Origin of the sequence: Nakamurella alba, from assembly GCF_009707545.1 — a bacterium.
GTDB classification, from domain to species: domain Bacteria; phylum Actinomycetota; class Actinomycetes; order Mycobacteriales; family Nakamurellaceae; genus Nakamurella; species Nakamurella alba.
This window is the reverse complement of record NZ_WLYK01000006.1, coordinates 203,296-227,719: the sequence shown is the minus strand read 5'-3', so window position 1 is coordinate 227,719 and position 24,424 is coordinate 203,296. Positions and strand designations below refer to the sequence as shown.

21 protein-coding genes are annotated in these 24,424 nt (G+C 70.9%); 11 read left to right on the top strand and 10 right to left on the bottom strand.

Annotated elements, in window-relative coordinates:
* The first annotated feature begins 42 nt into the window (after positions 1-42).
* From GIS00_RS16185 to GIS00_RS16165, 5 genes are read left to right on the top strand one after another with little or no spacing between them, the layout of a single operon-like run.
* The gene (locus GIS00_RS16185; protein ID WP_154769476.1) at positions 43-1,104 is read left to right on the top strand and encodes an ABC transporter permease; all 1,062 of its coding nucleotides are present in this window, start codon (positions 43-45) and stop codon (positions 1,102-1,104) included.
* On the top strand, positions 1,101-1,961 hold the full coding sequence (locus GIS00_RS16180) for an ABC transporter permease (protein ID WP_154769475.1): 861 nt from the start codon (positions 1,101-1,103) through the stop codon (positions 1,959-1,961). The genes GIS00_RS16185 and GIS00_RS16180 overlap by 4 nt, the downstream gene beginning before the upstream one ends.
* A complete protein-coding gene (locus GIS00_RS16175; protein WP_154769474.1) occupies positions 1,958-2,755 on the top strand; it encodes an ABC transporter ATP-binding protein in 798 nt (265 codons plus the stop codon). Before GIS00_RS16180 ends, GIS00_RS16175 begins: the two co-directional genes overlap by 4 nt.
* Positions 2,752-3,681 (top strand): ABC transporter ATP-binding protein, encoded by a 930-nt coding sequence (locus tag GIS00_RS16170; RefSeq protein ID WP_154769473.1) that lies wholly within the window; start codon positions 2,752-2,754, stop codon positions 3,679-3,681. The genes GIS00_RS16175 and GIS00_RS16170 overlap by 4 nt, the downstream gene beginning before the upstream one ends.
* Positions 3,682-3,716: 35 nt before the next feature.
* Complete coding sequence (locus tag GIS00_RS16165) at positions 3,717-4,373, top strand: TetR/AcrR family transcriptional regulator (RefSeq protein WP_196073314.1); 657 nt, start codon at positions 3,717-3,719, stop codon at positions 4,371-4,373.
* A 37-nt stretch (positions 4,374-4,410) separates the two neighbouring features.
* On the opposite strand, the gene GIS00_RS16160 is transcribed toward GIS00_RS16165, so the two are convergent.
* Together GIS00_RS16160 and GIS00_RS16155 are read right to left on the bottom strand one after the other, a co-directional pair.
* On the bottom strand, positions 4,411-4,830 hold the full coding sequence (locus GIS00_RS16160; protein WP_154769471.1) for a cupredoxin domain-containing protein: 420 nt from the start codon (positions 4,828-4,830) through the stop codon (positions 4,411-4,413).
* A gap of 40 nt (positions 4,831-4,870) precedes the next feature.
* A complete protein-coding gene (locus GIS00_RS16155; protein WP_154769470.1) occupies positions 4,871-5,245 on the bottom strand; it encodes a VOC family protein in 375 nt (124 codons plus the stop codon).
* Between the two features lie 144 nt (positions 5,246-5,389).
* Here GIS00_RS16155 and GIS00_RS16150 point away from each other — a divergent pair, with 144 nt between their 5' ends.
* The gene (locus GIS00_RS16150) at positions 5,390-6,220 is read left to right on the top strand and encodes a hypothetical protein (RefSeq protein WP_154769469.1); all 831 of its coding nucleotides are present in this window, start codon (positions 5,390-5,392) and stop codon (positions 6,218-6,220) included.
* A gap of 24 nt (positions 6,221-6,244) precedes the next feature.
* On the opposite strand, the gene GIS00_RS16145 is transcribed toward GIS00_RS16150, so the two are convergent.
* The gene (locus tag GIS00_RS16145) at positions 6,245-7,072 is read right to left on the bottom strand and encodes a hypothetical protein (protein WP_154769468.1); all 828 of its coding nucleotides are present in this window, start codon (positions 7,070-7,072) and stop codon (positions 6,245-6,247) included.
* Between the two features lie 325 nt (positions 7,073-7,397).
* Entirely contained in the window at positions 7,398-8,267 is an 870-nt protein-coding gene (locus tag GIS00_RS16140) for a DUF6159 family protein (RefSeq protein ID WP_154769467.1), read from the bottom strand.
* A gap of 399 nt (positions 8,268-8,666) precedes the next feature.
* Here GIS00_RS16140 and GIS00_RS16135 point away from each other — a divergent pair, with 399 nt between their 5' ends.
* Both GIS00_RS16135 and GIS00_RS16130 read left to right on the top strand, forming a co-directional pair.
* Complete coding sequence (locus GIS00_RS16135; protein ID WP_230313682.1) at positions 8,667-9,587, top strand: excalibur calcium-binding domain-containing protein; 921 nt, start codon at positions 8,667-8,669, stop codon at positions 9,585-9,587.
* Positions 9,588-9,851: 264 nt separating this feature from the next.
* Positions 9,852-12,224, top strand: a complete 2,373-nt coding sequence (locus GIS00_RS16130) for a right-handed parallel beta-helix repeat-containing protein (protein ID WP_154769466.1) — start codon at positions 9,852-9,854, stop codon at positions 12,222-12,224.
* 2 nt (positions 12,225-12,226) lie between these two features.
* Here GIS00_RS16130 and GIS00_RS16125 read toward each other — a convergent pair whose 3' ends face one another.
* Positions 12,227-13,201 carry a LacI family DNA-binding transcriptional regulator gene (locus tag GIS00_RS16125; RefSeq protein ID WP_322098025.1) on the bottom strand — a complete coding sequence of 325 codons (975 nt, stop codon included), beginning with the start codon at positions 13,199-13,201 and terminating at the stop codon, positions 12,227-12,229.
* A 239-nt stretch (positions 13,202-13,440) separates the two neighbouring features.
* Between GIS00_RS16125 and GIS00_RS16120 the strand changes: the two genes are divergently transcribed.
* Both GIS00_RS16120 and GIS00_RS16115 read left to right on the top strand, forming a co-directional pair.
* On the top strand, positions 13,441-14,613 hold the full coding sequence (locus GIS00_RS16120) for a Gfo/Idh/MocA family protein (protein WP_154769465.1): 1,173 nt from the start codon (positions 13,441-13,443) through the stop codon (positions 14,611-14,613).
* 115 nt (positions 14,614-14,728) lie between these two features.
* Positions 14,729-16,003: an MFS transporter gene (locus tag GIS00_RS16115; protein WP_154769464.1), complete on the top strand. Its 1,275-nt coding sequence runs from the start codon at positions 14,729-14,731 to the stop codon at positions 16,001-16,003.
* On the opposite strand, the gene GIS00_RS16110 is transcribed toward GIS00_RS16115, so the two are convergent.
* The 4 genes from GIS00_RS16110 to GIS00_RS16095 form a co-directional block, all read right to left on the bottom strand.
* A complete protein-coding gene (locus GIS00_RS16110) occupies positions 15,979-17,199 on the bottom strand; it encodes an MFS transporter (protein ID WP_154769463.1) in 1,221 nt (406 codons plus the stop codon). The genes GIS00_RS16115 and GIS00_RS16110 overlap by 25 nt on opposite strands.
* 50 nt (positions 17,200-17,249) lie before the next feature.
* Positions 17,250-18,905 carry an ABC-F family ATP-binding cassette domain-containing protein gene (locus GIS00_RS16105; protein ID WP_322098024.1) on the bottom strand — a complete coding sequence of 552 codons (1,656 nt, stop codon included), beginning with the start codon at positions 18,903-18,905 and terminating at the stop codon, positions 17,250-17,252.
* Positions 18,906-19,146: 241 nt separating this feature from the next.
* Positions 19,147-19,599, bottom strand: a complete 453-nt coding sequence (locus GIS00_RS16100; RefSeq protein ID WP_154769462.1) for a nitroreductase/quinone reductase family protein — start codon at positions 19,597-19,599, stop codon at positions 19,147-19,149.
* Between the two features lie 242 nt (positions 19,600-19,841).
* Complete coding sequence (locus GIS00_RS16095; RefSeq protein WP_154769461.1) at positions 19,842-20,228, bottom strand: hypothetical protein; 387 nt, start codon at positions 20,226-20,228, stop codon at positions 19,842-19,844.
* A 394-nt stretch (positions 20,229-20,622) separates the two neighbouring features.
* On the opposite strand from GIS00_RS16095, the gene GIS00_RS16090 reads away from it, so the two are divergent.
* Entirely contained in the window at positions 20,623-23,688 is a 3,066-nt protein-coding gene (locus tag GIS00_RS16090) for a S8 family peptidase (protein ID WP_196073313.1), read from the top strand.
* A gap of 83 nt (positions 23,689-23,771) precedes the next feature.
* On the opposite strand, the gene GIS00_RS16085 is transcribed toward GIS00_RS16090, so the two are convergent.
* Positions 23,772-24,356 (bottom strand): hypothetical protein, encoded by a 585-nt coding sequence (locus GIS00_RS16085; protein WP_154769459.1) that lies wholly within the window; start codon positions 24,354-24,356, stop codon positions 23,772-23,774.
* Positions 24,357-24,424: the final 68 nt, after the last annotated feature.

The window sequence follows — 24,424 nt, the reverse complement described above, 5'->3', positions numbered from 1 at the left end:
CCGGGCGGCACCTGCGGGGTACCGCCCGAGAGGAGGAGCGCCGTGCTGCGGTACATCGCGCACCGGCTGGGTCTCGCGCTGATCAGCATCGCCGGGGTGGTGGTCGTGGTCTTCCTGATCACCTACCTGCTGCCCGGCGACGCGGCCCGCACCCAGGCCGGTCAGTACGCCACCGAGGAGCAGATCCAGGCGCTCCGCGTGCAGTACGGGCTCGACCGCGCCCTGCCCGTGCAGTTCTGGAACTACCTCGTCGGGGTCGTGCAGTTCGACTTCGGGCAGTCGATCCGTACCCAGGGGTCGGTGACCGAGGAGCTGCTGGACCGGCTGCCAGCCTCGCTGGAGCTGAGCCTCGGCGCGCTGCTCATCGCGCTGGTCGTCGGCATCGTGCTCGGCGCCCTGGCCGCTCGCTCGGCGGGCGGTGTGACCGACGGCGCGGTCAGAGGTTTCGCCCTGCTGGCCTCCTCCACCGCGACCTTCTGGGTCGGCCTGATGGCGGTGCTGCTGTTCTGCAACATCCTCGGCTGGTTCCCCAGCCCGGTCGGCCGGCTGCCGCGCGGGTACGACGCCCCGGACACGGTCACCGGCTCCTACGTCGTCGACGCGCTGCTGGCCGGTGACCCGGAACTGGCCGGGGTGGCGCTGCGGTCCATCGCGCTGCCGTGCCTCGTGCTCGGGTTGGTGGTGACGCCGTCGATCATCAAGAACGTCCGGTCGTCGACGATCCGCGCTCTCGACTCCGACTTCACCCGCACGTCAAGGCTCTTCGGCTACGGCAGCACCTCGATCCTGTTCCGGGACGGGCTGCGCAACTCCCTGCTGCCGGTGCTCACCGGCATCACCATCGTGGCCGGGTACCTGCTCGGCGGCAACATCATCATCGAGCAGATCTTCTCCTGGCCGGGCATCGGCCAGTACGCCTACCAGGCGCTGCAGTCGCACGACCTGAACGCCCTGCGCGGTTTCGCGCTGCTGGTCGGCATCATCTACGTGCTGCTCAACACCGTGCTCGACATCCTCTACACCGTGGTCGATCCGCGGGTACGCACCGCACCGGCGGCCCGCCGGACCCGGCCGTCGGCCCGTCGCCCGGAGGTGGCGGCATGACCTCGACCCTGACGCCACGCGCCCTGCAGCGCAAGGACCGTCCGGCCCGGATGGTGCCGAAAGCCCCGCGCAACATCGGCCTGGTGGTCGGCATCGGCATCCTGGGTGCCATGGCCGTGCTCGGCACGGTGGTGCCGATCGTCGCCGGCTACGGCACGGTCGCCTCGCCGTCGACGGTGCTGCAGGCACCGTCGGCGGGCCACTGGTTCGGCACCGACGCCTTCGGCCGGGACATCTTCGTCCGGTCCATGGCCGCCATCCAGATCGACCTGCTGCTCGCGGTCGCGGTGACCCTGGTCGGCCTGGCGATCGGCTCGGTGGTGGGGGCGATCAGCGCCACCATCGGTGGCCGGTTCGACGCGGTCGTCATGAGACTCACCGACATCCTCATGGCCTTCCCGGCTTTCGTGCTGGCTCTGGTCATCGCGGCCTCCCTCGGCAACAACGCACTCAACGCCGCGATCGGCGTCACCATTGCCTACATCCCGCAGTTCGTCCGGCTGACCCGCGCGCAGGCGCTGGAGATCCGTTCCCGCGATTTCGTCGCCGCGGCCCGGGTGAGTGGCACCCCGACGCTGGTGGTGGCGTTGCAGCACGTGCTGCCCAACGCGTTCCGGGCGCCGCTGGTGCAGGCCTCGCTCATCGCCGGCTGGGTGGTGCTGGACCTGGCGGGCCTGTCCTTCCTCGGTGTCGGCGTCCAGCCGCCCACCCCGGAGTGGGGGCAGATGATCGCCGTCGGGTCGGGAGACCTGTTGCTGGGCAACTGGTGGACCGCGCTGTTCCCCGGGCTGATGATCCTGCTCGCCGCCGCCGCGTTCCAGCTCGTCGGCGACCGCCTGGAGAGGAGTATCCGATGAGCGACGCCCTGCTCGAGGTGACCGGCCTGTCGCTGGACGGACCGGGCGGCCGGGAGATCCTGCGCGACGTCTCCTTCGCCGTCGACCGCGGCGAGATCGTCGGCCTGGTCGGTGAATCCGGCTCCGGCAAGTCGATGACCTCGCTGGCGTTGACCGGCCTGCTGCCGCCGGCGATCGTGCCGGTGGCCGGCGCCGCGACGTTGGCCGGCGACCCCTACCTCACCGCCGGGCGCACGTCGGTCCGGCCGCGGATCTCGATCGTCTTCCAGAACCCGCGTGGCGCGCTGAATCCCACGATGCGGATCGGCGCCCAGGTGATCCGGCTGCTGCGGTCCCGCGGGCAGCGGCGGGCCGGGGCGGCGCAGGTCGAGGAACTGCTGCTCTCGGTCGGGATCGACGACCCGGAGCGGGTGCGCCGGTCGTACCCGCACGAGCTCTCCGGCGGGATGAACCAACGGGTGATGATCGGGCTTGCGATCGCCGCCGACCCGGAACTGTTGATCGCCGACGAGCCGACCACCGGGCTCGACGTGACCGTGCAGGCGCAGATCCTGGACCTGTTCCGACGCACCACCTCTGACAGCAATCGCGGCGTCCTGTTCATCACGCACGACCTCGGCGTGGTGGCCCAGATGTGCACCCGGGTGGTCGTGCTGTACCGGGGCCGGATCGTCGAGACCGGCAGCGTGGACGACATCTTCCACGCGCCGACCCAGCAGTACACACAGGACCTGGTGGCTGCCGCGACGGCCGTGCACGAGGGCCGGGCGGCCGGGCGGGAGGTGGCGGGATGAGGGCATTGACCCTGACCGATGCGTCGGTCATCTACAGCGGCCGCACGAAGGTGCATGCCGTACAGGGTGTCTCGTTGAGCATTCCGGAGGGGTGCACCGTTGCGTTGGTCGGCGAGTCCGGGTCCGGCAAGTCGTCGACCGCGCGGGTGGTCGCGGGCCTGCAACAGCTGACCGCCGGGTCGATCGGCTGGACCGGGGAGCCGGACGGTACGTTCACCGCCCCCGTGGCCGTGGGCGACATCGGCGACCGGCCCCGGGTGCAGATGGTGTTCCAGCATCCGGACCAGTCGCTGGACCCGATGTGGAGCGTGCGCCGCTCGGTGGCGGAGCCGCTCCGCCGGCTGGGTGTGAAGGACCGGGACGCCACCGAGACGGCGGTCGTCACCGTGCTCGAGAAGGTCGGGCTGGACGGTGATTTCCTGGACCGGCGACCGCGCGAGCTCTCCGGCGGACAGGCCCAGCGGGTGGCCGTCGCGCGGGCGCTGGTGGCCTCGCCGAACGTGGTGGTGCTGGACGAGCCGACCGCCAGTCTGGACCAGACGGTGCGCAGCCGGCTGATCGCGACACTGGCCGGGTTGCAGGACGAGTTCGGCACCGGCTACCTGATGGTCACCCACGACATGTCCAGCGTGCAGCGGTTGGCGGACACCGTGCTGGTCATGTACCGCGGGCGGTTGTTGGAGACCGGCCCGACCGAGGTCATCCTGTCCGCGCCGGCGCATCCCTACACCCGGGCGCTCATCGATGCGGTCCCGCCGATCGACCCGCGAGTGCGGTGGGACCCGGCCGCGGTCGCCCGTGACATGGCCGGCGTGTCCGGTGCCACGGCCTGCCCGGTCCCGGGGGCCTGCACGGACCACGGGATCGGCCTGGTGGAGATCGCGCCGGGACACCGCGTCCGATGCACCACGACCACGCAGGCGTAGTCCCGGAAGCCGCCGGAACGGCTACATTGTCCGGCATGACCGGACCGGGGGCAGCGGAGCGGAAGCACGTCCGCTCACCGCGGTCGCTGGAGGCCGACTCGAAGGCCTCGGAGATGCTGCCGGCCATCACCCAGATCCTGCGGGACCGCGGTCCGGAGGGCTTCGCCCTGGGTGCGATCGCCGCCGACCTCGGCACGTCCAGTCGGATGCTGATCTACCACTTCGGCAGCCGGGACGAACTGCTCGGCCGGGTGATGAAGTTGCTCCGGAACGACACCATCGCGCTGCTCGGTGCGCCGCCGCCGATCGGGCTCGACGAGGCGATCGGCCGGTTCTGGAACTACTACGTGCATGCCGGCCACATCAGCGACATGCAGCTGTTCTTCCACATGGCTTCGCGCCGGTTCGAGGAGCCCGACCGGTTCGACGATTTCGCCAGTACGGCGGTCGACGGCTGGGTGCACTTCTTCACGGTCGCGGCGGAGGCGGACGGCATGGAGGAGTCCGCCGCCCGCACCGTCTCCCGGCTCACCCTGGCCACCCTGCGCGGGATCATCGTCGACTACCTGATCACCGGTGACCTGGCCAACGGCGAGCGCTCGCTGGATGCCTACCGGGCGATGGTGTCGTCGATGACCGGAGCCGCAGTGCGGGGTCGGAGCCGCACCTCGCGGCGCGCAGTCTCCGGCTGAGATTCGCGGAAGTCTCTTCCCGGCAAGGGTTCTGTGCTCAGCCGACGGTGACGACCGCCTGCGCCTTGGTCCGGATGTCACCGATGTCGAAGGTGCCGGGGGAATCGAACGCGAAGATCTTCGTGTCACCCGCGGCCAGGGTGAACGGCGCCTCGGTGCCCACGATGATCTCGTGCTCGGCGCCGTCGCCCACCTTGATCGTGACCGTGCCGCCGACCGGGATCGCCACCGCGGCCGGCGTGAACGCATCGGCCCCGGCGGTCAGGCTGATGCCGGCGTTGTCCGCCTTGTCGGTGACCCGCGGCGCCCCCTGGCCGGCCGGTGCGACGGACGCGGAGGTCGATGTCGGGGCAGGTGTCGTGGTGCCTGCGCCGCCGCTGTCGGAACCGCAACCGGCGGTGAGTGCCAGACAGAGGGCGGCGACGGCGGTCAGGGCGTGGCGCTTCGGTGACATCACCTGCTGATCATCACATCCCACGTGATCGCCGGGCGGCAGGTCAGTCCGGCGGGTCCTGGACGACGTCGAACTCGTTGCCCTCCGGATCGGCCATGGTGACCCACCGGACGTCGCCCAGTGCGCCGGTGCCGATCCGACTGCCGCCCAGCCGTTCCAGGCGGGTGCACTCCGCATCCGCATCGCTCACGTGCAGGTCCAGGTGCATCCGGTTCTTGCCGGACTTGGGTGCACCGACCCGCTGCACCAGCAGGACCGGTCCGGACTGCGGCGGCGTCAGCACCTGGTACACGTCCACCGGGTCCTGCAGGTCGTACCGCAGGGCGGCCGCCCAGAACCGGGCGATCAGCGCGGTGTCCACGGCATCCAGCACCAGGGTCAGGCCCGGCGGTGTCCGGTCGGGGTCGGGAGTGTCCATCCGCCGACGGTAGTCCGACCGGGCGACAGCGGCTCAGCATCCGGTGGAACCTGCTGGGCGGAGGTCTCTGTCGCCGCCGTCGCCCCTCGCGTGGACCACGGCGGACCGGACCCGGTCCGTCGAGGCCTGACCCGGGAGGTTCCGATGCACCGTCTTGTCCGTTCGTCGGTCACCGCAGTGGTGACCGTGCTGTGCCTGGTGACCCTCGGAATGACCGGTGCCTCCGGCTCATCCGGGCCGGACGGCTCCAACGAGCCACCGGGCGGGGCTGCCCCCGGAGGCGGGACTGCTTTCCAGTTGCCCGTGCAGATGGACGCGATCTACGCCTCGGTCGCCCCGTGCCGGATCGTCGACACCCGGTTCGGTGGTCAGTCGCCACTGTCCAGCGGGAGCACCAAGAGCTACTACGTCAGCGGCACGACCGGGTTCGCGCCACAGGGCGGCAAGTCCGGCGGGTGCGGGATCCCGTCCAGTGCAACGGCAGTCACCGTGAGCATGACCGCGGTCGACCCGTCGTCCGTCGGCTTCATGCGCGCCTGGGCTGCGGGTACCCCGGAGGTCACGTCCACCGTGCTGAACTACGGCACCATCAGCACCGGCACCGGCGCGACCCTGCCGATCCGCTCGCCGAACGGCCCGCACCTCACGGTGAAGAACTTCGCCGGCCCGACCGACCTGGTCATCGACGTCACCGGCTACTACGCGCCGCAGATGGCCGCGTTCGTCGACGTCGACGGCAGCCTCGACTGGGGCACCACCCGTGCCGTCTCCTCCTCGCGGAGCAGCACCGGCAACTACACGGTCACCTTCGACCGCAACATCTCCCGGTGCGCCTTCCAGGTCACGCCCTACGCCTACAACTGGGTCGTCGCCACCGGGCCGGCCGGGACGAACTCGGTGAATGTCTTCATCCACGACCAGTACTCGCCCTACACGCAGCACGACACCTCGTTCTTCATGGTGGTCATCTGCTGAGGACCCCTGCTCAACACAGCCTGGTCAGCCCGCGGCGAGCAGTGCGTCGAGCACCGGGATGACGGTGCTCGCGTCGCGGGCGGCCAGGCTGTCGTTGTCGATCGCCGGGTCGCAGTCGACGATGACCCGGACCGGGACCGCCGGACCTTCGGCATAGTGGAAGACGAGCGAGTACATCACCGGGGTCGGACGCCCACCGTCGGCAGGGGCCTCGGTCCCGACACATCCGGACTCGGAGGGAATCGTCGGGAGTGCGTTGAGCGCATCCACGAGATCGTCGACACCGTCGGTGATCTCGACCCGGTCGAGTTCCTCACCCTCGGTCCGGCAGATCTCGGCGGAGACGACGCCGGCCGGCACCATCTTCTCCTGCTGGCCGAACCGGCCGCCACCGGCGGTGCATCGCTCGGAGCCGGGTTCCGGCACCGCTGCGGGCCAGGCGCCGGTCTTCATGACCTGTGTCATCCGGGGCCCCAGGTTCACATCGGAGCTGAAGGTACCGTTGCCGACGCCGACGCAGGAGTTGGGATCCTCGGCGGAGGAGACCCAGACGGTGGGTGCACCGTCGTACTCCAGGGCGAGCAGGTAGTTGGTCTGTGGGCCCCCGGCGGCCGAGCAGGCCTTTGTCTCACCGGGGGCCCGGGCCGGGATCCAGCGCAGTTCGTCCACCAGTTCGTCGAGAGCACCGGCGAGGTCGACGGAGTCGGTCAACGGCAGCCCGCTGTTCGAGGTCATGTTGGACCCGAGGTAGGAGCAGAGCAGGGCGGCGGTCGGGATCAGCGCCGGGACAAGCCGGTCGGCCGGTCCGGGAACGGGCGGAACCGGGAAGGCATCCATCCAGTCGCCGGACATCTCGCCGAGTTCCGCGGGGCACTCGGCGGGCGGGACGGCGGACGAGGTGCTGCTCGGCGTTGATGGCGGTGTCGAGGTCGACGACGACGGTGCCGTGGTTTCCGGTGACGTGGTCTCCGGTGACGGGGTCTCGGTCCACCGGTGGCGGCCCGTGCGCCGCATCCGGCGAGCAGCACTGCCCCGGTGATGACCGCGGCGATCAGGATGCGTCGGCCCATGTGCTGTCCCTCCCGATGGTGGTCCCGGGCGGGACCACTGCGGAGACGGACGACGGCCCCGTGCGGGTTGCATGGGGCCGCCGATTCCGGGCCGGAGAACGGTCGGATCAGCTGTGGCGGCCGGCCAGCGCTCCGGTGCGACGACGCGAGAGGAAGGCGTGCTGCAGTTCCTCGGCGGTGAACGGGGCGACCACGGTGCCGTCCATGGCGTACCGGTACAGGGCCACCTTGAACACGGCCATCACTGTCGACTGCAGCAGCATGGCGACTGCGGCGAGCACGCCGCCGACGATCATCAGCACGACCCCGAGGGCGAGGAACGACTTGGCGGCCACGACGCCCAGGCCGATCAGCACGAAGCCTGGCAGCACACCGAGCAGGCCAAAGATCGCGCCGATGGCGATCGTCCCGGTGAGCCCCTCGCCCCACTGTGACCGGATCAGCGAGGTGGACCGCTTGAACGCCGCCTTGGGGGCCAGCCGCTCGATGGCGATGGCCGGGATGACGAAGAAGGTGGCCACCCGCCAGGCGAAACCGGCGAGCCCGCCGACGATCTGGCTGGTGACCTGGCCGGCACCGTCCTTCAGCAGGGCCTCCAGGATCGAGATGAGCACACCGACTCCGAACCGGACGCCGGCCCAGCGCAGTACCAGCGGCAGCCGGGACGTGGCCTCCCGCAGGCAGTCCCGCAGGTTCGCGGGACGCCCGTCCAGCGCATCGACCGCGCCGCAGGTGAGCGCGACACCGGCGAACGTCCCGACGACGGTGAGGACATAGGCGCCGAGCACAAGGACCGGGACGGCCACCCAGTCGGCGTCGGTCATCACCACCAGGCCGACACCGGTGCCGAGGAACAGTGCGGCGCAGACGATTCCGGCCAGCACCGACAGCATGGTGAAGCCGATCAGCGCGGGGTCGGACCGCACCACCGACCAGCTCTTCTTCGTCAGGCTCCAGCCACGTCCGATTCGTCCCATGGGCGGAACCGTAGCGCCCGATCCCGCGGGGTCGTCCCAGGTCACCGTCATGATCACGACGCTGCGACACGGCCACGATCGGGTGGTCGGCTCTCGTCACCCGTCAGGGGTCGCCTCGCCGGTGGTCGCCGTGACGCTCGGTGAGCGTTCCGGTCTCCGATCACTCGATGGCTCGGACATCCCTTGTGGGGTAGGTGAATCCGGCTCCGGGCGTTCGGGCAGCCCCACGCCGACGGGTTACCGTCCTGGTGCGCGGCCGTCCGGGGGTGATCGGGACGCCGCGCGGACGCGGGCCGGTGCCCGCGGCGGAGCGGTGGGGACATTCCAGCGACACCAGGCGGTCTCGCCATGCCCTCGGCTCCGTGCTCGACGACGAGAACGAGAGAGAACAGGTCCTCCATGCACGTCCTGACCCAGCGGATCCGGCGCGCGGCACTCGCCGGCGCCACCGTCCTGGCCACCTCCGCCGCCCTGCTCACCGGGATGGTGGGTGGAGCCACCGCAGCCCCGGTGCCGGCGGCGTCGGTCGCTCTGCCGACATGTGCAGTGACGGCCCAGTTCCCGGCCCGCCTCTCCATCCGGGCGGACGTCACCCAGCTCCCGGTGCGCCTGACCGGTTGTGAGGGCCGGTTCGAATGGGCGACCGTCGATCTCTCCGGTCCGTCGCCCCTGGTAGCGCAGATCATCTGGAACCGGACCCGGGTCGCGACTGCCACCATCGGCACGTGGGACCTCCGCCCGGGGGTCTATGCCACCTCGGGTGGGTACGGCCACACCAACGACGCCTGGTTGCTGCGCTGGAAGCACTCGACCACGACGATCAAGTACGCGTCCTACGCCGGCACCGCTGCATCCCGTACGAGCGGTGTCACCAGCGTGACCGTGGATGCGCGTCGTTTTGCCGCCGGCAAGGGTTTCATCGCCTACGCGAACCGGGTGGTCGGGGTGCAATCGGCGCCGTCCGCGGCGGGGCCGTGGACGACCGCGGGTTACGTGCAGGTGGCCGCGAACGGCAAGGCGCTGTTCCGGACGACGTCGGGTGCGCAGTACTTCCGGACCTGGTTCGGCGACTCGCCGTCGTTCTTCGGGGCCACCAGTGCTCCGGCGAAGGTGGTGCAGAAGGCCGCCCCGAAGCCGCCGGTGACCGCGCCGAAGCCCCCGGTCAGCACCCCCGCCCCGACCCCCGCGCCGTCGGTGACCTACGCCAACTGCACCGACGTCTGGAACACCATCGGCCGGCCGATCCGCGCGGGCGAGCCCGGCTACAGCCGCAAGCTCGATCGGGACGGTGACGGGGTCGGCTGCGAGTCGCGCCCCTGACGCACGACGGCCAACCCTGAACGGCCGCCGGCCGTTCATCCGCCGGCCGGCGCGGACGTGGCTCCTGCCACACCTCCGCGCCGGTTCGGCACTCTACGTATGTGGGCTCACGTGCCCATTCACCCTGTCGGCCCAAAGGCTGACCCCCACTCGGCGGATCGCCGGTGACTGTGCGTGCGGTAGGAATGGAGACGGTGATCGCGTCCGGGGCGCGGTCGGCCGTGTTCTGCCGTCCTTCGTTCGCCGTTCGTCCAGGGGGGAACCATGGCGCTCGCCCGCCGTCAGCTGCTGCGCGGTGCCGTCGTCGGCACCGCCGTCACCGGAGGGCTGGTGGCCACCGCGCCGCTGTCCGGCGCGATCCCGGTGTCCGAGAAGATCATGGCCACCGTCGACGTGCGGGACTACGTCAACTCCGGCGAGACGCTGCTGCTGGACGGGTCCGCCTCGGTGTCGACCATCCTGCAGCGGGCCATCGACAGCGTCGGCAATGCCTACGCCGCGAACGGCATCCCGACGCAGATCTACCTTCCGGCGGGCCGCTACCGGCTCGACGCCCCGCTGAACTGGCGGTCGGGCGTCGGCATGCGCGGCGAGTCCCGGGTGCAGACGGTGCTGCTGCCCTTCGGCAGTGCCGCGGCCATCCGGCGGCAGGCCGGGTCGGCGAGCGGGCCGACGAACCCGATGACGGACTGCACGTTCCAGGAATTCACCATCGACGGGATCAACCAGACCTTCACCAGCTACCAGACCTACATCAAGGGCTTCTTCATCCAGCACATGCTGCGCCCGGTCTGGCGCAACGTGACCGTGCGGAACACCTGGGCCAGCGGGTTCGGCGTCGACTTCATCCGCGACTACCTCTTCGAGGGCTGCTACGCGGAGAACTGCGGGCGGGCGGCGTCCGTGCTGGGCCTGAACCGTAACGGCATGCTCGGCGGCTCCGGGTTCGGCATCGGCACCGGCGCCTTCGAGCTGGAGCAGGGCTCGCTGGTCGGCTGCATCGCCACCGGCAACGCCGTGCACGGCATCTTCTTCGAGAAGCAGACCGTCAGCACGACCATCAACGAGCCCGTGGCCTCCCGCGGTCACAAGGTGATCGGCTGCACCTCGACCGGCAATTGGTTCGGCTTCCGCGACGCCGGCACCGGCGGCATCCTGGTGTCGGGATGCACCATCTCCGGCAACCTCAAGGTCGGCGTCTCGATCGACGGCACCGGCCTGTCGCCGAAGGCGGGGTACGACGGACTGGTCACCGGCTGCATCATCGACCGCAACGGGTCCGCCGGCACCGGGGACAACTCGATCGGTGGCGTGGTCATCGGTCAGGCGGACGACGGCCGGTACACGTTGCAGGGCAACCGGATCAGTCGCAGCACCGGCTGCGGCATCCGGATGTTCAAGACCTCGACGACCACCCGTCTCGGCCCGGGCATCACCGTCCGCGGCAACGAGATCGTCAGCAACTCGATGACCGGCATCTACGTCGGCGCCTCGACCACGGCCGGGTTCACCGCGATCGCGGACATGACGATCGAGGGGAACATCCTGCGGGACAACGGGACCGATCCGGCCTCGACCCTGCGCGACGGGATCACCGTCACCAGCGACACCCAGCGGCTCCGGGTGCTGCGCAACACCTCGATGGGCGCACCCGGCACCGGCCTCGCCTTCACCGGCGCGAAGACCGCGGTCGACCTGGTGGTCTACGACAACGACCTGGCCGGCAACACCGTCGCCAACTACTCTTCCGCACACACCGCCACCGGCACGTCGTACGTGGCGCACGTCGGCGCCGGGACCAGTGGCGGGAACCCTGGCGGGACCACCACTCCCGGCCTGGACGCCGAGGGTGCACAGGACGCCATCGCCGCGATGTTCGCCGCCGGCGTGCAGACCGGCATCACCTTCGCCTACGACGACGACCTCAACGCGATGTCGGCGACGGTCACCGGGGCCGGCGGTGGACTCGATGCGGAAGGCGCGCAGGACGCGGTCGCGGCGATGTTCGCGGCGGGCACGCAGACCGGTATCGCCTTCGCCTACGACGACGAGCTGAACGCGTTGTCCGCCACGGTCACCGGAGCGCCGGTGACGGATCCGGAGGCGGTGCAGGACGCGGTCGCCGCGATGTTCGCCGCCGGCACGCAGACCGGTATCGCCTTCGTCTACGACGACGAGGCCAATGCCATGTCGGCCACGGTGAGCCCGACCGGGACGCCCTCCGGTCCCGCTCCGGGATCGTTGCTCGGCGTCGCGGCCGGTGCGTCCACCGACCAGACCACCACGATGACCACCCAGACCAACGTGCTCGCCGACGGCGGCGGGCCGGTCGCGGTGACCTTCACCGCACCGGCGTCCGGGTCGGTCCTGGTCCGCTGCAACGCGACGGTGAAGTGCGGGAAGACCGCGGTGGGCATCCAGTTCGGCATCATGGGCGCCGACAACAGGGTGCCCACCGGCGGTGCGAAGAAGTTCGTGCAGAACTCGACGGCGGCCATCGCGGTCGCGGCCGAGTACCTGGTCACCGGGCTGACTACCGGGCAGAGCTACACCTACCGGTTCCAGTGGCAGAGCTCGTCCACCACCGCCTCCACGTTGCTGGGACTGACCGGGATGATGTCGGTCTTCGCGGTCTGATCTCAGCCGCGGGGCGGCGGGGCGCTGGTCCCGCGGACGACCAGGTGCGGCACGGTGAGATGGGTGGCGGCCGGCCGGGCCGGGTCGTCGATGCGGTCGAGCAGGGCCCGGGCGGCCAGCTCGCCGATCGCAGGCAGGTCGTTCTCCACGCTGGTCAGCGAGAGGTGCTCGAGCCGGGCCAGCGCCGAGTTGTCGTAGCCGACCAGCGAGAGGTCCTGCGGGACATGGAGTCCCAGTTCGCGCGCGGCGGACAGGACGCCGACCGCGGCGATGTCGTTGACCGCGACCACTGCGGTGGGTGTGCTGCTGCGCAGCAGTTCCAGGCCGGCGGCACGACCACCCTGCTCCGTCATCTCCCCGGTGGCCACCGATCCCTCGATGCCGGACTCCGCGGTCCGTTCGAGGAACGCCTGGTGCCGGAGTGCCGCGACCTTGCCGAGGCTACCGGCGACGTGACCGATCCTCCGGTGCCCGAGCTGCACGAGATGATCGACGGCCAAACGGGTCCCGTGCACGTCGTCACCCGCGACGACATCGAGTACCGGTGACCCGAGGTCCCGGTTGCCGACGGCGACGGTGGGCAGGGACCGCGCCGTCTCCAGGGTCGCCGGGGTGTCGGCGAGCGTGCCGAGCAGCAGCACGCCGTCCACCCGCAGATCGGCGAAGCCGGAGAGCACGTCCTCGGTCGCATCGGCGTCGAGCTGGCCGTCGGCGAGCAGCAGGCGGTAGCCCTCGGCGCGCAGGACGGCGGTCGCTGTCGCCAGACCGTCGACGAACCAGGGGTTGCGCAGGTCGTTGAGCAGCACGCCGATCGTCCGGGTGCGCCGCTCGGTCAGCTGCCTGGCGGTCAGGTTGGGCCGATACCCCAACTGCTGCATCGCTTCCCGGACCGCCTCGCGCTTGGCTGGGCTGACTGAGGGTGCGTCCCGCAGCACCAGGGACACCAGTGACTTCGAGACGCCCGCCAGTGCCGCCACGTCCCGGATGGTCGGTGGTCGGGGCGGGGGAGCGGTCAGTGCGGGCCTCCAGCTGCGCGTCGGGTTCCGGCGGCGATCGTATCCGCAGGCCGCTCCCGCGATCCCGGCACTTGACAGCCGGAGCCGCAGGACGGAAGCTGGTCCAGCAACTTTGGACCGGTCCAAACCGGAGCTCCCGAGCTGCGGACGCCGGCGGTCAACCCCGACCGGACCACCACCGATCCGGATGGAGCACGGCAATGTCGGCGAGCACGGGACGCATCGGCGTCGGGGTCATCGGCTTCGGCTGGATGGGGCGCGTCCACACCCAGGCCTACACCAGGATCGCCCAGCACTACAGCGATCTCGCCCTGGTGCCCGAGCTGGTCGCGGTGGCCGACGACGTCCCGGGGCGTGCGGAGGAGGCCGCGGCGCGCTTCGGCTTCCGCCGCGGTGTCGCCGACTGGCGGGCGCTGCTCGAGGACCCGGAGATCGGTGCGATCAGTGTGACCGCGCCGAACTTCCTGCACCGGGAGATCGGCAGCGCGGTCGCGGCCGCCGGCAAGCACCTGTGGATCGAGAAGCCGGTCGGGCTGACCGCAGCTGACGCCCGTGCCGTGCTGGACGCGGTGACCATGGCCGGTGTGCAGAGCGCGGTGGGCTTCAACTACCGGAATGCCCCGGCAGTGCAGGCGGCCCGCGGGATGATCGCCGACGGCGCGATCGGCGAGGTCACGCATGCCCGGTTCCGGCTGCTGTCGGACTACGCCGCGCACCCGGACGGCAACCTGACCTGGCGCTACCAGCGGGAGCGTGGCGGCAACGGAGTGCTGGGCGATCTCGCCTCGCACGGTGTCGATCTCGCGTACCACCTGCTCGGCGACATCGACGCCGTGGTGGCCGACACCGCGATCTTCGTGCCGCAGCGGTCGCTGCCCACCGGCGCCACCAGCGGCCACGGCCGGTCGACCGGTGGGGTGCTCGGCGAGGTGGAGAACGACGACTTCGTCAGCGCGCTGCTGCGTTTCGCCCGCGGTGCCCGCGCGACGCTGGAGGCGAGCCGGGTCGCCGTCGGCGAGCAGAACAATTACGGCTTCGAGATCCACGGCACCCGGGGCGCCCTGCTGTGGGACTTCCGGCGGATGGGCGAGCTCGGGGTCAGCACCGGTGACGCCTACCAGGACCAGCCCGTGTCGACCGTCTACGTCGGCCCGGGAGCCGGTGACTACGGACTCTTCCAACCGGGCGCGGCGACCAGCATGGGCTATGACGACCTGAAGGTGATCGAGGGTGCGGCCTTCCTGACCTCCATCGCGACCGGGACACCGCACGGTGCGACCGTCGCGGACGCCGTCCGCAGCGCGGTGACCCTGGACGCGATGTCCCGCTCCCTGGAGACCGGGGCCTGGGTGCGGTTGGCCGACATCGGCTGAGCGGGCGCCGTTCCGCACGTGCCGGAGGGCGTGTTAGGGTGCCCTAACTTCACACGCACGACGGGTCGGTGCGCGCCGGTCCGGCCGTCCGCCCGGGATCGGACGACTCCTGACGATGACCGCCACCGATGCGGGAACCGGTACCCGGCCACAGATCCCACTCCTGCTCGGCGCGGTCTTCCTGATCTATCTGGGTCAGATGACGCTGAACCCGATCATCGCCCCGCTGGCCCGCGAGGTCGGGCTCGCGGAGTGGCAGATCGGCGTCACCATCAGCACGGCGGCCGTGATGGTCGTGCTCACCAGCCAGGTCTGGGGCCGGCGGTCCCAGTCCTGGGGGCGCAAGCCGGTGCTCGTCGCCGCCTTCGGCCTGGCCGCGGTCACGATGGCGCTGTTCGCCCTGCTGGCCTGGTTCGGCATGCGCGGAATGCTGGGCGGGGGCGTGCTCTTCGTGTTGTTCGTGCTGCTCCGCGGCATCGGGTTCGGGACCGCCATCGCGGCCGTGCCGCCCACCGCGCAGGCCTACATCGCCGACGTGACGACGGACGAGCCGACCCGGGTGAAGGGCATGGCCGGGGTCGGTGCCGTCCAGGGCATCGCGATGGTCGGCGGCGCCGTGCTGGGCGGCGTGCTCGCCGCCATCGGACTCATCGTGCCGCTGGTCGCGGTGCCGGTGCTGCTGGCCGTCGGCCTGGTGCTGCTGGGCACGAAACTGCGCCGGGAGTCACGGACCGAGCTGATCGAGCAACCGGCCCGGGTCAGCCCGTTCGACCGGAGGGTGTGGCCGTTCCTGGTGGCCGGGTTCGGGATGTTCACCGCGCTGGGCTTCGTCCAGGTGATCACCGGGTTCCTGGTGCAGGACCGACTGGGCGTCGACACCCGTACCGCGGGCGTGCTCACCGGCGGGGCACTGCTCGCCGCCGGTGTGGGCATGGTCCTCGCGCAGGCCGTGGTGGTGCCGCGGACCGGCTGGTCACCGCAGATCCTGCTCCGGGTCGGTGGTCTCGTCGCGCTCGCCGGGTTCGCGGTGCTGATCCCGGACGCCGGAGCGGTGCCGCTGTTCGTCGCGATGCTGCTGATCGGGCTGGGTCTGGGCATCGCGATGCCGGGGTACACGGCGGGACCGTCACTGCTGGTGCGGCGCGAGGAGCAGGGCGGGCTGGCCGGGCTGATCGGTGCCACCAGCGGACTCACCTTCGTGATCGCGCCGACCCTCGGTACCGCCCTGTACGGGGTCTGGCCACCCCTGCCGGTGATGGTCGGGACCGGGGTGATGGCGGTGGTCGCGGTGTTCGTCCTGGTCCACCCGCGGTTCCGGCGGATGCCCGACGTGCCGGCCGCGGCGGTGGCCCCGGCCGCCGAGGCTCAGCCGGGACCGTCCGCCGGGTAGACGGTGGAGGCCCGCCCGCCGGCCGCGGCCACCATCTCGTCGGATGCCGGCTCCCGGACGAACCGGGCGAGCAGGACGATCGCCAGCGCGGCGACCACCAGCACCCCGAGAGCCCCGCGCAGTCCGATCAGCCCGGCCACCGCACCGATCAGCGGCGGCCCGATCAGGAACGCCGGCCACTGACCGAGCGAGACCACGGACACCCCTTCACCGGCGGTGGTCCCGGGCTGGTTGCCGGCCAGGCCCATCACGGTCGGGACGATGCAGGCCGACCCGAGACCGAGGGCGACGAAAGCGATCACCGCTCCGGTGACCGAGCCGAGCAGCAGCCCGGTGGTCATGCCGGTGGCGACCAGCAACTCGGAGCACACGAGGAACCGGCGGCGGCCGAGCCGGCCCACCACCCGGTCGCCGACCGCGCGGGCCAGCACCATGGACACGGAGTACGCGCTGAAGGTCAGCGCCCCGGCGCCGCCGCCGGCCAGCAACGTGCCGGCGGTGTACTGGGCACTCCACTGCACCGCCGAGCCCTCGTTGACCGACGCCAGCAGGGCGATCACCGCCAGCAGCGTCAGCTGCGGGGTGAACCGGGCGCGGAGCCTGCGCCTGGTCTCCGCCGGCCGGGTCGGCGGATCCGCGGGCAACCGGCCCCGGCTGATCAGCAGCAACACCAGGAGCACGGCGCCGGTCACCGCCAGCTGCACGGTCGGTACGACCCCGAGCCGTGCGGACACCGCACCGATCAGGCCACCGGTCAGCTGACCGAGGCTGAAGCAGGCGTGGAAGCCGGACATGATGCGGCGCCGGTACTCCCGCTCCACGACGACGGCCTGGGCGTTCATCGCCGGCGCCAGCAATCCGGTCGCGACGCCCTGCACCAGCAGTCCGATCACCAGGTGCGCGGGGTGGTGCGCCGCGGCGAGCAGCGGGGCGTCCACGACCAGCAGGACGGCCCCCGCGGTCGCGGTGCGCCGCGGACCGACCCGGCCGATGAGGGTGAGCACCAGCACCATCGACAGCAGGCTGCCGATGGTGCCGGCGACCGTCGCGAGCCCCCACCCGGCGTCGTCCAGGCCGGTCTGCGCCCGCACCGTCGGGATCCGGCCCGCCCAGCTGCCGGTGATGCAGCCCATCGTCGCGAACTGCACGGCCACCGCGGCCCGTGCGGCGCGCGGCGGGGTGAGTGGGGCGGACACGTCCCCATTGTGCAGCGACTGTTCGCAGCGCTCACCATCTCGGGCGCCGGTCAGGTCAGGGCGAGCTCCTCGCCGGACCACCGCCGGCGTAGCCAGCGATCGTGGCTGGCCACCACGATCGCGCCCGGCGCCGCGCCGAGTGCCTCCTCCAGGTCATCGGCCAGTGCCGGTGACAGGTGGTTGGTGGGCTCGTCGAGCAGCAGCACGTCGGGCGCCACCGCGATGAGCAGGGCGAGGGCGACCCGGCGCTGCTGGCCGATGCTGAGCACGCCGACCGGGCGGTCCAGGTCACGCTCGGCGATCAGGCCGAGATCGACCAGCGGGCGGGCACTCCCGGCGCCGCCCGCGGCGTCGTAGAGCTGCCGCGAGCTCGCCGACCGGTCGAGGTCGACGTCCTGCCGGAGCAGGCCGGTGCGGATGCCGGGTCCGCGTTCCAGCACGCCGGCGGTCGGCTCCAGGTCACCCTGCAGCACGGTGAGCAGGGTCGACTTGCCGCACCCGTTGCCGCCGGTGATCAGCAGCCGTCCGGTCCGCGAGATCCGCAGCGAGGTGGGCCGCAGCCTGTTCCGGACACCGACATCGATGGCCCGCAGGGCGATCCCGTCCTCTCCCGGCGCGGTGGTGAGGACGGCGTCCAGTCGCAAGGGTTCCGGCGGTGGTGCGACCTGCCGCTCGGTGAGATCCTCCAGCCGGCCGGTCGCCGCCCGGATGCGCCGTGAGATCTGTTGCTCCACACGGTTGCCGATGAGACCGAAGCTCATCTTGTTGTTGTCCCGGATCGGCCGGTGGTGCCCGACCTGCCGGCTGGTCACGTCGACGGAGTGCCGCAAGGACCGCAGCTCCTCCTGTTCGGTGCGGTACCGGTACCGCCACGCCTGCAGCTCGATCTCCCGCTCCCGTAGGTAGTGCCGGTAGTCACCACCGTAGAAGGTGGCTCCGCCGCGCGACGGATCGAGATCGAGTATCCCGGTGCAGATCTCGTCGAGCAGGTACCGATCGTGCCCGGCCACCACGACCGCCCCACGCATCCGTTTCAGCTCGTCGATCAGGAAGTCGACCGCACTGTCGTCCAGATGGTTGGTCGGCTCGTCCAGCAGCAGGGCGCTCGGTCGGCGCACCAGCAGAGCCGCCAACCCGAGTCGGGCCCGTTGGCCACCGGAGAGCGTGCCGACCGTGCGGCCGGGGTCCGTCGGGTCCAGACCGAGCCCGGACAGCACAAGGTCGGCGTGACGCTCGGCGTCCCACACGTTCTCGGCCTCGGCAGCGTCGAGCGCCTCGGTGTACCGGTGTTCCGCACCCGCGTTTCCCTCGGCGAGATCCGTTGCGGCGGCATCGAGATCGGCCAGGATGCGGCGGGCGCCGGCCAGAGCGTCCTCGACGACCGCACCGACGGTCGCTTCCGGTGGGTACGGCAGCTCCTGGTGCAACGTGCCGACATCCGCCGGGACGAGAACACTGCCTTCGTCGGCATCCTCGAGGCCGGCCAGGATCCGCAGCAGTGTGCTCTTCCCGGCCCCGTTCTCGCCGATGACGCCGATCCGGTCGCCCGGGCGGGCGTCGAAGGTGAGGTCGTCGAGCACGGCCCGGCCCTCGCGGAGCCGGGTGAGCCCCTGGGCGCCGATGACGGACGGTACGTGATCGGTGCTGCGGACTTGGGATTCCTGCGCGGGCAGTGCGGGCGTGGCAGGAGCGGCAGGCAGAGACACAGGGGACAGCGACAGTCGTGACAAGAGATCACCCCGGGGATGCGAGGGCACGGCCGGATGACGGCGGTGCACGGACGACGGTTCCGGGCCGGGGGAGGCGAAGGCTCCACGCACTGGTCCGGGCGGGGCGTCAGGAGATCATGTCGGCCACCGTACGCGCGATCGTGCGCCGGCGTCCAGCCTTTCCCCCGGAAGAGTTTCGCTTCGGCGCGACAGTTGCTGTGCGGCAGTCGGTCCCGGTTCAGATCTGCTCGATGCGGAACACCGGGAAGCCCGGCGCCTCCTGCAGCAGCCGCTCGTCCGACGCGTGCTCGTCGAGGTTCTCGAAGAACCGGCCGACCTCCCACTTCCACGCCTTCAGGTAGGCGCGCAGGATCGCCGGCTTGTCGGCGTCGGCCACCTCGACGGCGCGGAACTCCTCGACGGCACGGCCCTTGGTCAGCCGCCCGGTCCCCGAGACGCGGATGTTGCGCACCCACTGGGTGATGCCCCGGGGTGAGACCAGGTAGCGCACCCCGTCCAGGGTCATCGGGTTGACCGGAGTGGAGCGCCACTCGCCGGAGGTCCGGCCCTGCACGGACAGCTGGCGGCTGCCGGCCAGGCTGATCCCGCGTCGGGCGAGCCAGCCGACAAGTCGGTTGAACACGCCGTCCATGCGGGCCGGGCGGATGTAGCGGGAGCTGGTCATGGTCATCGGGTCCTCCGCATTGTTGTGAGCACTGCTCTCTGATGTGAACAGTGAACACCGCTGCGTGGCCGAATGCAAGAGCAGTGCTCTCGTTTGTGGGCAGAGGTCGTGCGTGCATGCGCCGGCCATCGAGGGGCGAACGGGTGAATTGCGATGCGTGGTCGTCGCGGCACACGCAGTCGACGGCCGGTGACCGGGGTGGGCGACGGCAGCGGGTCACCCGCGCCGGCTCGTCGCCCGCAGGTCGGTCAGCGGCGGCCGGGGACGACGATCTCGTCGACGGTGAAAGGGGTGCCTTGCTGAGAAGTGGTGACCCGGTCGGTGTGCAGGACTCCGCGCAGGATGACCCGGAGGCCGTCGCGGAAACCGTGACCGCGGGTGCCCTTCACCTCGACGACCCGGCCGGTGACCTCGTCGGTCAGCACCCAGCTGCCGGTGCGGAGACCCTGGCGCAGGGTGCCGGTGACCTGTGCGCGGACGTCACCCCGGCTCCGGGCGGGATCTCTCGGACGCGCGGCCAGCAGGTGCTCGCGGGCCGCGTCGGCGGCACGACGATCGTCCGGTACCTCCTGCGTCGGCAGCGCGGCCGGTCGGATGCGGAGCCCGCGCGGGGGTGTCCGGTCCTGACGTGACATCGGCCGACCCTCCTTCCGGTGCGGGTCGTCGTCGATCCCGCTCTCGCTCCAGAGTGCCCTGTACTCCGGGTGGATGCGCACCGCCGCGGGTGGGTACCTCCAGGGCGGAGGCGGTCGACAGGGCGACACCGTGGTCACCCCGACGATGCCACAGTTCACCCGATGAGCAGCATTGCGCCGGAAGCCTTGCTGTGCAGAGGGCAGGTCAACCGGAGAATTTCCGCGAAACGGACACGTTGCCGGAACTTGCCACCGTCGTTCGCGGCGCTCAGGATGTCCGGGCACAGGTTCCGTCCAGCGCTCTCCCATGCACTGCTCACGGTTCCCGCACCGAAGGTCCTCGCTCCGGTCCGCAGCCGAGTGGCGCCGGGGTCCCCGAGACAACGGAGGTTGCATGTCACGCACGCGAGCCCGGCGGGTATCCCGCTGGGCCATCTCGTCCCTGACGGTGGTGGCGCTCGTCGGCGCCGCGCCGGGCACAGCCGGAGCGGCACCCCTCGTCGCGAGCCCCGGAGCCACGGTCGCTCCGGTGGCGCAGACCGAGTTCGCCCCGGGCCGCTACATCGTCACGCTGAAGAAGAGCCCGGTCGCCTCCTACACCGGCGGTACCGAGGGCATCCCGGCCACGAAGCCGGTCGACGGAGCCAAGATCGACCTCTCGAGCACCGCGGCCCGCCGCTACCTGACGATGCTGGCCCGGGACCAGGCCGCGGTCGCCCAGTCGGCCGGCGTGGCTCCCACCGATCACTACTCGATCGCCCTCAACGGTTTCACCGCCGGACTCACCGGGGAGCAGGCCCAGGAGCTGGCCGCGAACCCCGAGGTCCTGTCCGTCACCAAGGACGCGTTCGTGAAGGCCTCTGACGACCGGGTCGACTACGACTTCCTCAAGCTGTCCGGCAACAACGGATTGTGGAAGGGCCTGGGCGGGACGAAGGGTGCCGGCAAGGGCATCGTCATCGGCGTCATCGACACCGGCGTCTGGCCGGAGTCGAAGTCGTTCGCCGGCGAGAAGCTCGGCACCAAGGCCGATCCGAAGAACCCGACCAAGGCCTACAAGCAGGGTTCGTCGATCGTCATGAAGAAGGCGAACGGCCAGACCTTCACCGGCGCCTGCGAGACCGGCGAGGAATTCACCGCCGACATGTGCAACACCAAGCTGATCAGCGCCCGCTGGTTCGGCGACTCGTTCCTTGCCGCCTACCCCGGCGACCTGACGAACGACTACGAGTCCCCGCGTGACGGCGACGGTCACGGCACCCACACCGGGTCCACCGCCGGCGGCAACTACGGCGTGCAGGCCTCGGTCGACGGCTACGGCTACGGCGCCATCTCCGGCGTCGCCCCGGCTGCGTCCATCGCCGTCTACAAGGCGCTGTGGACCGCCGCCGACCCGGACAACTCCGGTGGCTTCAACTCCGACATCCTCGCCGCGGTCGACGCGGCCGTGTCCGACGGCGTCGACGTCATCAACTTCTCGGTCGGCTCGACCACCGAGTCCTCGATCGACGACCCGATCGAGCTGGCCTTCCTCTCGGCCGCAGCCGCCGGCATCTTCGTCTCCGCCTCGGCCGGTAACAGCGGCCCGGGATCGTCCACCCTGGACCACCCGAGCCCGTGGCTGACCACCGTCGCGGCCAGCACCCTGCAGCCCCGCGAGGGCTCCGTGAAGCTCGGCAACGGCGCGGTCTACGCCGGCGCCAGCACGACCGTGCTGTCCCAGGTCGGCCCGCTGCCGCTGGTGGCGGCCTCGGCCGTGGCGCTGCCGGGTGCGGTGGCCGCGGACGCGACCCGTTGCTACGAAGGGACTCTCGACCCGGCGAAGGTGGCCGGCAAGATCGTCGAGTGCGACCGCGGCGGCAACGACCGGGTCGCCAAGTCCGCCGAGGTCAAGCGTGCCGGTGGCACCGCGATGATCCTGGCGAACGTCACCGTCGGCGGCGTGAACGGCGACGTGCACTCCGTGCCGACCGTTCACATCGAGTCGCCGAACGGCAACGCGGTCAAGGCCTATGCCCAGACCGCCGGTGCCACCGCCACTCTCGTGCCGGGCAACATCACCTCCACCCCGACGCCGTACCCGCAGATCGCCGGGTTCTCCTCGCGCGGTCCGTCCACCTCGACCGACGGCAACATCCTCAAGCCGGACATCGCCGCCCCGGGCGTCGACATCCTGGCCGCGATCGCCCCGGCGTCGAACAACGGCCGTGACTTCGACTTCCTGTCCGGTACGTCGATGGCCGCGCCGCACATCGCGGGCCTGGCGGCGCTGTACAAGCAGAAGTACCCGAAGTGGTCGCCGATGGCGATCAAGTCGGCCATGATGACCACCGCCTACGACCTGAAGAACGCGGACGGCAGCAAGAACACCGACCCGTTCGCGCAGGGTGCGGGCCATGTCGACCCGTCGAAGATGTTCTCCCCGGGCATGATCTTCAACGCCGGGGTGGGCGACTGGCTGAGCTTCCTGGAGGGTTCGGGCTTCGACACCGGCAGCGGTGCGCCGGCCAAGGACCCGAGCGATTACAACCAGGCCTCCATCGCGGTCGGTCAGCTGGTGAGCAGCCAGACGGTCACCCGCTCGGTCACCTCGACCCAGCCGGGGATCTACAAGCCGCAGATCACCGGGGTCAAGGGCTTCAAGGTCGCCGTGTCGCCGAGCATCCTGTTCTTCGACCGGGCCGGCCAGACCAAGTCCTTCAAGGTCACGCTGACCCGGACGGATGCCGCGCTCGGTGAGTACTCGACCGGCTTCCTGAGCTGGAAGGGTGCCGTCTACACCGGATCCAAGCGTGGGTTCGGCAGCATCAAGCCGATGACCGTCCGGCTGCCCATCGCGGTCAAGCCGGTGGCGCTCAAGAACACCGCTCCGGTCGTGTCCATCGAGGGCACCTCGGGTTCCGTCACCTGGGACACCTTCGCCGGCTTCTCCGGTCCCTTCACCACCAAGGGCTTCGGACTGGCGGCGGGGGTCGGCGAGGACGGCAACGTCACCGCCGACGGCGAGAACGAGTACCCGCTGACCGTGGCGGAGGGCACCAAGCTGGTCCGGTTCTCGGCCTACGGTCCGGACGACAGCAGCGGCGCCGACATCGATCTCACCGTCTACCAGATCATCGACGGGGTGGGCTACGCCGTCGGGCAGTCGGCGAGCGCCTCGGCGCAGGAGCACGTCGACCTGGTCGCACCCGAGGCCGGTGACTACGTCGCCGTGGTGGCGGGCTTCTCGAACGCCGCCGGCACCACCTCGACCGACTACCTCTGGCGCACCTACACCGTCGCGCCGGAGGGTGGGGTGGGTTCGTTCACCACCTCGCCGGCGAGTACCACGGTGAAGGCCGGCCAGAAGGTGCCGGTCACCGCGTCCGCCTCCGGGCTCGACGCGAACACCAGCTACCTGGGTTGGGTGGAGTTCGTGGACGGATCGGGCTCGATCTTCGAGGCCAACCGCTCCAAGTGAGTTCCTGAGCTGACAGGACAGGGCCCCTCCGCTGCGGCGGAGGGGCCCTGTTCGTCGTTGCCGGCCCGTCGTTCCCGGCGCCGCTACAGGTCGGCGACCAGCTTGGCCTTCTCCGCCTCGAACTGCTCGGGTGTCATCGCTCCGGCGTCACGGAGCAGCCGCAGCTCGGCGAGAAGTTCGAGCGGATCCCGCTTCTCGACCACCGGCGCCGGTCCCTCGCCGATTTTGCGCTGCTTCTCGGCGGCCTCGGCGAACTGCTCGGCCGAGGTGCCCAGGGTGCGGTCGACGAACATCGCGTCCGCGGTCCCGTCCGGGGTGGTCGTCCGGCCGATGAACCGGACCCGGCCCGACTTCGGCAGCTCGATCGCCAGCACGTCGTCCAGGCCGAGGGTGGCCAGGAACCCGTTCTCGTAGCCGTGGCCGGCGAAGGCGATCCGGTGGGTGGTCAGTACGGCCAGGCCGAGGTACTTCTCCCACCGGCCCTCCATCGCCACCAGGACGGTCTCGTCGTCCGGCAGCAGCGCGGTGAGCTCCACCAGCGTCGGGTCGGATCGGGCATCCGTCGCCATCCGCATGGCGGCGGCGACCACGTCCCCGCGCACGCCCATCTTCGTCAGGCGCTCCTCCCGCGAGGGCCCCTTGAAGAACTTGGCGAAATCCCAGGCCACCTGGCACGTCCTCTCCACACCGCTCCGACCCGGTCAGTCTCCCACCGACCCGGGCCCGCGGCGTCCGT

Coding starts and splice junctions, on each gene's coding strand:
- GIS00_RS16170 (WP_154769473.1), top strand. CDS start 2,752: ATGAGGGCATTGACCCTGACCGATGCGTCGGTCATCTACAGCGGCCGC.
- GIS00_RS16155 (WP_154769470.1), bottom strand. CDS start 5,245: ATGGACACTCCCGACCCCGACCGGACACCGCCGGGCCTGACCCTGGTG.
- GIS00_RS16095 (WP_154769461.1), bottom strand. CDS start 20,228: ATGTCACGTCAGGACCGGACACCCCCGCGCGGGCTCCGCATCCGACCG.
- GIS00_RS16140 (WP_154769467.1), bottom strand. CDS start 8,267: ATGGGACGAATCGGACGTGGCTGGAGCCTGACGAAGAAGAGCTGGTCG.
- GIS00_RS16165 (WP_196073314.1), top strand. CDS start 3,717: ATGACCGGACCGGGGGCAGCGGAGCGGAAGCACGTCCGCTCACCGCGG.
- GIS00_RS16150 (WP_154769469.1), top strand. CDS start 5,390: ATGCACCGTCTTGTCCGTTCGTCGGTCACCGCAGTGGTGACCGTGCTG.
- GIS00_RS16090 (WP_196073313.1), top strand. CDS start 20,623: ATGTCACGCACGCGAGCCCGGCGGGTATCCCGCTGGGCCATCTCGTCC.
- GIS00_RS16180 (WP_154769475.1), top strand. CDS start 1,101: ATGACCTCGACCCTGACGCCACGCGCCCTGCAGCGCAAGGACCGTCCG.
- GIS00_RS16135 (WP_230313682.1), top strand. CDS start 8,667: ATGCACGTCCTGACCCAGCGGATCCGGCGCGCGGCACTCGCCGGCGCC.
- GIS00_RS16100 (WP_154769462.1), bottom strand. CDS start 19,599: ATGACCATGACCAGCTCCCGCTACATCCGCCCGGCCCGCATGGACGGC.
- GIS00_RS16145 (WP_154769468.1), bottom strand. CDS start 7,072: ATGTCCGGCGACTGGATGGATGCCTTCCCGGTTCCGCCCGTTCCCGGA.
- GIS00_RS16120 (WP_154769465.1), top strand. CDS start 13,441: ATGTCGGCGAGCACGGGACGCATCGGCGTCGGGGTCATCGGCTTCGGC.
- GIS00_RS16115 (WP_154769464.1), top strand. CDS start 14,729: ATGACCGCCACCGATGCGGGAACCGGTACCCGGCCACAGATCCCACTC.
- GIS00_RS16130 (WP_154769466.1), top strand. CDS start 9,852: ATGGCGCTCGCCCGCCGTCAGCTGCTGCGCGGTGCCGTCGTCGGCACC.
- GIS00_RS16175 (WP_154769474.1), top strand. CDS start 1,958: ATGAGCGACGCCCTGCTCGAGGTGACCGGCCTGTCGCTGGACGGACCG.